The organism is Cohnella sp., assembly GCF_041641335.1.
In the GTDB taxonomy this organism is placed as follows: domain Bacteria; phylum Bacillota; class Bacilli; order Paenibacillales; family Paenibacillaceae; genus Cohnella.
The window spans coordinates 22,173-28,677 of sequence record NZ_JBEPYQ010000094.1 but is presented as its reverse complement, the minus strand read 5'-3'; the positions used below and the strand labels follow the sequence as shown (position 1 = coordinate 28,677).

4 protein-coding genes and 1 pseudogene are annotated in these 6,505 nt (G+C 57.2%); 1 reads left to right on the top strand and 4 read right to left on the bottom strand.

The window, feature by feature from the left end:
• The 3 genes and pseudogenes from ACESLM_RS24650 to ACESLM_RS24640 form a co-directional block, all read right to left on the bottom strand.
• Nucleotides 1-287 (bottom strand): annotated as a pseudogene (locus ACESLM_RS24650) (hypothetical protein); the annotation flags it as partial.
• 115 nt (nucleotides 288-402) lie between these two features.
• Nucleotides 403-1,401, bottom strand: coding sequence for a LacI family DNA-binding transcriptional regulator (locus ACESLM_RS24645; RefSeq protein ID WP_372635642.1), 999 nt, complete (start codon nucleotides 1,399-1,401; stop codon nucleotides 403-405).
• Between the two features lie 258 nt (nucleotides 1,402-1,659).
• A complete protein-coding gene (locus tag ACESLM_RS24640) occupies nucleotides 1,660-3,765 on the bottom strand; it encodes a methyl-accepting chemotaxis protein (RefSeq protein ID WP_372635639.1) in 2,106 nt (701 codons plus the stop codon).
• Between the two features lie 170 nt (nucleotides 3,766-3,935).
• Here ACESLM_RS24640 and ACESLM_RS24635 point away from each other — a divergent pair, with 170 nt between their 5' ends.
• A complete protein-coding gene (locus tag ACESLM_RS24635) occupies nucleotides 3,936-4,814 on the top strand; it encodes an SDR family oxidoreductase (RefSeq protein ID WP_094049676.1) in 879 nt (292 codons plus the stop codon).
• Nucleotides 4,815-5,095: 281 nt separating this feature from the next.
• On the opposite strand, the gene ACESLM_RS24630 is transcribed toward ACESLM_RS24635, so the two are convergent.
• On the bottom strand, nucleotides 5,096-6,442 hold the full coding sequence (locus ACESLM_RS24630; RefSeq protein ID WP_372635635.1) for an MATE family efflux transporter: 1,347 nt from the start codon (nucleotides 6,440-6,442) through the stop codon (nucleotides 5,096-5,098).
• Nucleotides 6,443-6,505: the final 63 nt, after the last annotated feature.

The following is a 6,505-nucleotide window of genomic DNA, read 5'->3' as shown; positions in this document are numbered from 1 at the left end:
TCTACGGTAATGCCCGGATGGCTGTCATTAAACCCGACGACGATCTCTTTGAACGCTTCCAGCGTCCCGCCCGATGCGTTGGTCGAGAATTCGAGCGTAACCGGCTGCTTGGAAGGCGAGGGCGAAGTGACTTCGGCGGATGCGTTCGGCGGAGTTGCACCCCCTTCCGGAGAGGCGGATGATGCTCCGCCGCTTGAGGCGTTGTTGCCGTTGCCGCACGCGGAGGCAAGCAGGGCGAGCACAAGCAAAGGCACGACGAGCAGCATCGAACGTTGAATTTTAGTCATCATCACCATTCCTATTCTTGGTTTAGGTTTTATCTATTGAATCCGGCGCTTTATTTGACACCGGTGTCAATATAAGTTCTGGAAGGCTGGGGGAGGTCATAATCAGAGCCGGCCGTCAACGTACGCTATCCCGGACGATCAATCTCGGCTCCACTTGAACGGATGCGACGTTCTTATCCCCGTCGATCAGTTGGCCGATGACCGCGAACATTTCGCGGGCCAATCTTTCGAAATCCTGCCCCATCGTCGTCAGCGGAGGACAATAATATTGCGAGATCGGAATGTTATCGAAGCCGATCACCGACACGTCCCGGGGAATGGACAGGCCGTGGGCGTGCAGCGAGCTGTAAACCGCGATCGCTTTCTCGTCGCCAGAGACGAAAAAGACTTGCGGCAGTTTCCCCTGTTCGATCCTGCCGTCGACGAATCGTCTGATCGCCTCCAGATTGTTCATCCCGTAGACGATCTCGAGCCGGTCGAGCGGAATGCCGCTGCGGGAGTAGGCCTCCTTGATCGCATCGGCGCGCTCCACGTTGACGTCGATCTCCGCTCCAAGCAGCAGGCAGATGGAAGTCAGCTCCCTCCCGAAGAGGAACTCGGCCGCTTCCCGCATGCCCGATTGGTTGTTGTTCGAGATGGAGACGGGCGCGAGCGGGTTTTTCTCGAACGCGATGAAAGGAATGCGGCTCTTCTCCGCCAGCTCGATGCGTTTGTCGTTCTCCTGCAAGTAGAAAAGGACGAGAACGTCGATATACCCTCCCGATTTCTCCAGCATGGAGTTTCCCAGGTCAGAGTTGTCGTAGATCACCTCCTGAAGGATCGTGTAGTTTTTGGCGTTGGCTTCCCGAATCATGAAGGACATCAGATAGTCGAACCATTGCGTCGTATTTTGACCGTGCGTTTTCCGAATGGATACGAGAATGTTTTTATTCGTCTTCTGATTCAGATTCCGGGCGTAGATGTTCGGCTTGAAGTTCGTGTCCGCAATCACCTGCCGAATTTTCTCCCGCGTGCTCGGCTTCACGTTTTTGTCCTCGTTGATGACCCGCGATACCGTCTTGAAGGAAAACCCCGATATTCGCGCGATATCCCGAATCGTGTATTTCTGTTCCATGCGGCGAATCTCCTTAACAATAAGCTGAAAGAAATGAAGGCCAATCTGACAACGGTGTCAATTCAATCGATAGAGGCTTGTTCTAGTTCAAGCATAAAGCGGTCGTATTAGCCGGGTATTATTGGAATGTAAAACCTGTGTGCAATTTGTGCGAGTGATCGCGACAAATCCGTCCTTATGCACCAAACGGCGAGCTTGCAAACCCTTCGCATAAAAAAAGCGTTCCCCCTTGTATGAGGAAACGCTCGCTCCTTATCGTTAAATTTTGAACCGCGACAGCTTCTCCAGAAGCTCCTGCACCATGCTGCTGAGGGCGGCTGAGGACGAGGCGATCTCCTCCATCGAGGCCAACTGCTCCTCCGAGGCCGACGCGACGTTCTGCGAGCTGTCCGCGGCTTCCCCTGCGAGCCTCGTCAGCTCCGTGATCGAAGCGTCGACTTGCTCCGAGCCCGCGTTCATCTGCTCCGAAATGGCGGACACCTCTTGAATCTGCCCGTTCACCCGCTGCATCTCTTCCGCCACGGCCCGGAACGTGTCCGCGCCTTCCAGTACGAAGCGTTCGCCCAGCTCGATCTCGGACGCTCCCCGCTTCATTCCGTCCGCAGCGCGAACCGTCTCCTCCTGAACGGAGCCGATGATGCCCGAGATTTGTTCGGCGGCGCGCAGCGTCTGATCCGCCAGCTTGCGAACTTCCGCGGCGACGACGACAAAGCCCCGTCCGTGCTCGCCCGCCCGGGCCGCTTCGATCGCGGCGTTCAGCGCGAGCAGGTTCGTCTGATTGCTAATGTCGGAGATCAAGCCGACAATGCCGCCGATCTCCTTGGAGCGCTCGCTTAACTGTCCCATCAGCTGCCCGGCTTCGGACACCGTATTTCTCACGCGGGACATCTGTTCGCCCGCCTGGCCGATCCGCTCGTTGCCGAGTTCGGTCTGGGCCTGGACTTCCTGGGAGGAGGCGGAGACCGCCTCGGAGGAATCCGTAATTCTCCGAATGCCCATCGCCATCTCCGCCATCGATCCGGCGGTCTCGCGAGTAAGGCGGTTCTGCGTCTCGGCGCCGGCGGCGACTTGCTCGATCGACTTGGCGATCGTCTCCGACGCGAGGCTCGTCTGTTCCGCACTGGCCGTCAGCTGCTGGGACGTCGCGCCGACCGACATCGACAGGTCCGCCACCAGATGGAACATGCCGCGCAGCTCCGAAGTCATGCGATTGAAATCTCCGGCAAGCTGCCCGAATTCGTCCCTGCTGCGCACAGGCACTTGCTGGGTTAGATCCCCGCTGGCCATCCGATTGACGCTGACGGCGAGAGACCGCACGTGCCGGATAATCATGAATCGGGTCAGCACGGCGAGAATGACGCCAAGCACGAGAATGCCGACCACGCTGACGATCTGGACGGTCGTTCGGGCCTTGTTGTAAGATTCCAGAATCTTTTCTTTAGGAATGATCGCCTCGGAGTACATAATAACGTCGGCGCCCAGACGGATCGGGTAGAGCATGCGAAGGGCCTCTCCTCCCGACGCTTCTTTCGTATAAGCTTGGCTGGAGCCTTCGGACGCCAGCTTCGCGAACAGCGCCTTCTTCTCCTCGCTGTCGCCGTAAGGCTGGGACACGAGCTCCGGCTGAACCGGATGCACGGTATAATTGCCGTTCACCGACACCATCGTCACGTAACCGTCCATCGGCGTATACTCTGCCGCCGCCTTCTGCAGCGTCTCCAGCGTAAAGTCGACGCCAACGATTCCCTGAAAGTTCCCCTGTTCGTCAAGCACTGGCACGCTCAGCGAAGTCAGTTGCACGGATTGACCGTCAATGTCGTAAGCGTAAGGCTCAAGCAAAATCGGCATCCGTGTTTTCTTCGGAACGAGGTAGTAATCGCCATCTCCCTCCGTCTCGTATCCCCCGAGCGCTTCTACGATGATTTTGTCCCCGCTCCGAACCACGTAGGGAATGAAGCGGCCCGTTTCGTCATGCATAGCCTTTCCGGCAAAATCCGCATCCTTGCCGTCGAACGCGTTCGGCTCCCACAGCGTGTACGTGCCGAGCAGCTCCGGATAAGCTTCAAGCGTATGATGGAGCAATTCGAGCACCTTCTCGCGGGACAGCGTGCCGCTCGACTTCGACTGCAGCAGCACCCGGCCCAGCATATCGAGCTCCTGCTTGTAGCCGGCCAGCTTTTTCTCGAATTCGCTGCCGAATTGCCGTCCGGCCAGCTGTGCCTCGGCTTCTCCGCGGCTGAGACTCATCCCCTTCAGATTGTTCAAGTTCAGCTGCATCATGAACACGAACACCACGATCAGAGATAAAGCAAGGCAGGCAGTAAACTTGGTCGTCAACGACAATCCGATTTTCCTTTTTCCCATTCTTCCACACTCCCGCCCAGTGATACGACATTTATCGACACAACTTGACATTTTCTGAATAGCCAGTTCACTGGAAATGTAAGCAAGAAAATAGAAAAATTCGTCTCGTGCGTAAAGATGGCGCGATCGGTTTAATCTATACGTATAACAAAGCGCAAAGGAGAGATCGCATGACCCCAACGACCGAAACGCCCCAACGCCCGACTTCCTTTCCCCCGCAGCACCAGAACAATCAACCCGGTATCGAGCAAAATATGAACCCGCTGCCGGAAGCCGAATCTCCCGTCTATAAGCCCGCCGGCAAGCTGACGGGCAAAGTCGCTCTGGTTACCGGAGGAGACAGCGGCATCGGAAGGGCGGTGTCGATCGTCTACGCCAAGGAAGGCGCAGACGTCGCCGTTCTGTACTTGAACGAGGATGTCGACGCCGAGGAAACGAAGCGCCAGGTGGAGGCAGAAGGACGCCGCTGCCTACTGATCAAAGGGGACATCGGCAATGCCGCGTTCTGCAAGCAAGCGGTCGAACAGACCGCTCGGGAGCTCGGTCGCCTGGACATTCTCGTCAATAACGCCGCAGAGCAGCACCCGCAGGACAAGATCGAGCAGATTACGCCGGAGCAGTTGGAGCGAACGTTCCGAACGAACGTATTCGCCATGTTCTACCTGACGCAGGCGGCGATGCCGCATCTGTCGTCCGGCTCCTCGATCATCAACACCGCTTCGATCACCGCCTACCGCGGCAGTCCGACTCTGCTCGACTACTCCGCGACCAAGGGAGCGATCGTCTCTTTCACGCGCGCGCTCTCGCAGAACGTCATCGGCCAAGGCATTCGCGTGAACGCCGTCGCGCCCGGCCCGATCTGGACGCCGCTCATTCCGTCGACGTTCGACGCCCAGAAGGTGTCGCAATTCGGCTCCGATACGCCGATGAAGCGCGCCGGCCAACCGGACGAGCTGGCGCCCGCGTACGTCTATCTGGCCAGCGAGGACTCCTCTTACGTAGCCGGTCAGGTGCTGCACGTCAACGGCGGCGAAGTCGTGAACGGATAACGGCAAGTATTTTGCGGAGCACGAAGGTCTTCATCTTGCGTGCGTCGGACTAGAGCGATCGAACGGAGAGTTGGCGAAGGGGTTGTCCCATAAGTAGTGTTACTTTTGAGATGAACGATAGACAAAGAAGGGGGATGTACCTCCTGGAGACTGCCTCATACGCTCCTGAAATCACCTTGTCACGGGTTACCCATTCAGATTTCAGGAGCGTATAGCATCGGAAGGAGGTACATACCCCTTGCACCTTTCGTATTGATCATCTTTCAGAGCAACTTAAAAGGTTATCCGTGCGCTTCCTTAAGCTTCACGGAAGTAAAGTCCGTTCGATAATATCGGATCATGACCGCCAGGCCAAGCGCGACAAGGAACGAATAGAGCGCCAGCCATGCGCCCATGCTTCCCCACTCGAACACGATGACGAACAGATAAGTCAGCGGTACGAACATGAAGAGGCTCAGGACGAACGAGGCCCTCATCAGGAACGTCGTATCCCCGATGCCTCTCAAGCCGCCCGCGTAGAAATTATAGAAGCCGTCGAAAATTTGCAGGTAAGCCGACACTTGAATCAGATGCGCGGCCAGCTCGTACACGCCCGGATCGCTGCTGTACATCTTCGCGATCGGAACGGCCCAGATCAGCTCGACCGTGCCTAGCAGAATCAGGAAGATCGCGCCGAGCACGGCCGTATTCGTCCCGGCCTTCTTCGCCTTGTCCGGCCGGCCCTGCCCAATGCCCTGGCCGACGAGAATCGTCGCCGTCGAGCCGAACGCGAATGCGGGCATGAAGCCGAACGACATGACGCTGAGCGCCACCTCGTTGGCGGCCGCCGCCAAATCCCCGAGCGTCAGAACGAACATCGTGAAGATGTACATCGACACGCTCATGGAAAATTCCTGCAGCCCCAGCTTGCCGCTCTCTTGAGAGATCAGCTTAAGCTCTTTCCAGTCCGGATTTTGCAGCTTCCTCGTCTGGTACCGCCTATGCATCGGTCCCCAGAATACAATCAGACAGACGGCCAGTTGCACCGCTTCGCCGATCAGGAGCGCGTAGCCCGCCCCGATAATGCCCATATTCGGCAAGCCCCAATGTCCGTACGTCAAACCGTAAGTCAAGCCGACCATCAGCACGTTCGCCACGATGGACACGATCATCGAAGTGCGCGTGTCTCCCACGCCCCTGAAGAAGCCGTGAAAGACAAAGCTGATAATGCCGAACGCCATCGCGTAGAAGCGCAGCTCCAAATATTCTCCCCCGGTGGCGACCAGCTCGGCCGAACCGCCGGTCATCCTCAGCACCGCACCGCTGGCCAGCCAGCCGGCAAGGGCGATAAGCATCGCCACCCCGAGGCTGACGACCAAGGCCAGATACATGCGCTGCATGCCCTTGCGCATCTCTCCCGCTCCGAAGTTCTGCGCGACGAGATAGTTGATCGAGTGTCCGATACCGGAAAAAATGGCAAACACGTTGTACATAATAATGTTGGACACGCCGACTACGGCGATGACCACATAACCGAGATCGCCGACGAGAATCAGGTTAACCGTTCCGGTCAGCGTCTGCGTGGCAAAGGCGAATAACGACGGAAGCGCCAGCACGAGAATGCCGTACCAGCTTTTAAGCAGTTTCATGAAGATTGTACCTTCCCCGAGTAAGATGAGTTCAATCTCATCATTCTGCCGGAGAACGCGATT

Coding starts and splice junctions, on each gene's coding strand:
- ACESLM_RS24645 (WP_372635642.1), bottom strand. CDS start 1,401: ATGGAACAGAAATACACGATTCGGGATATCGCGCGAATATCGGGGTTT.
- ACESLM_RS24640 (WP_372635639.1), bottom strand. CDS start 3,765: ATGGGAAAAAGGAAAATCGGATTGTCGTTGACGACCAAGTTTACTGCC.
- ACESLM_RS24635 (WP_094049676.1), top strand. CDS start 3,936: ATGACCCCAACGACCGAAACGCCCCAACGCCCGACTTCCTTTCCCCCG.
- ACESLM_RS24630 (WP_372635635.1), bottom strand. CDS start 6,442: ATGAAACTGCTTAAAAGCTGGTACGGCATTCTCGTGCTGGCGCTTCCG.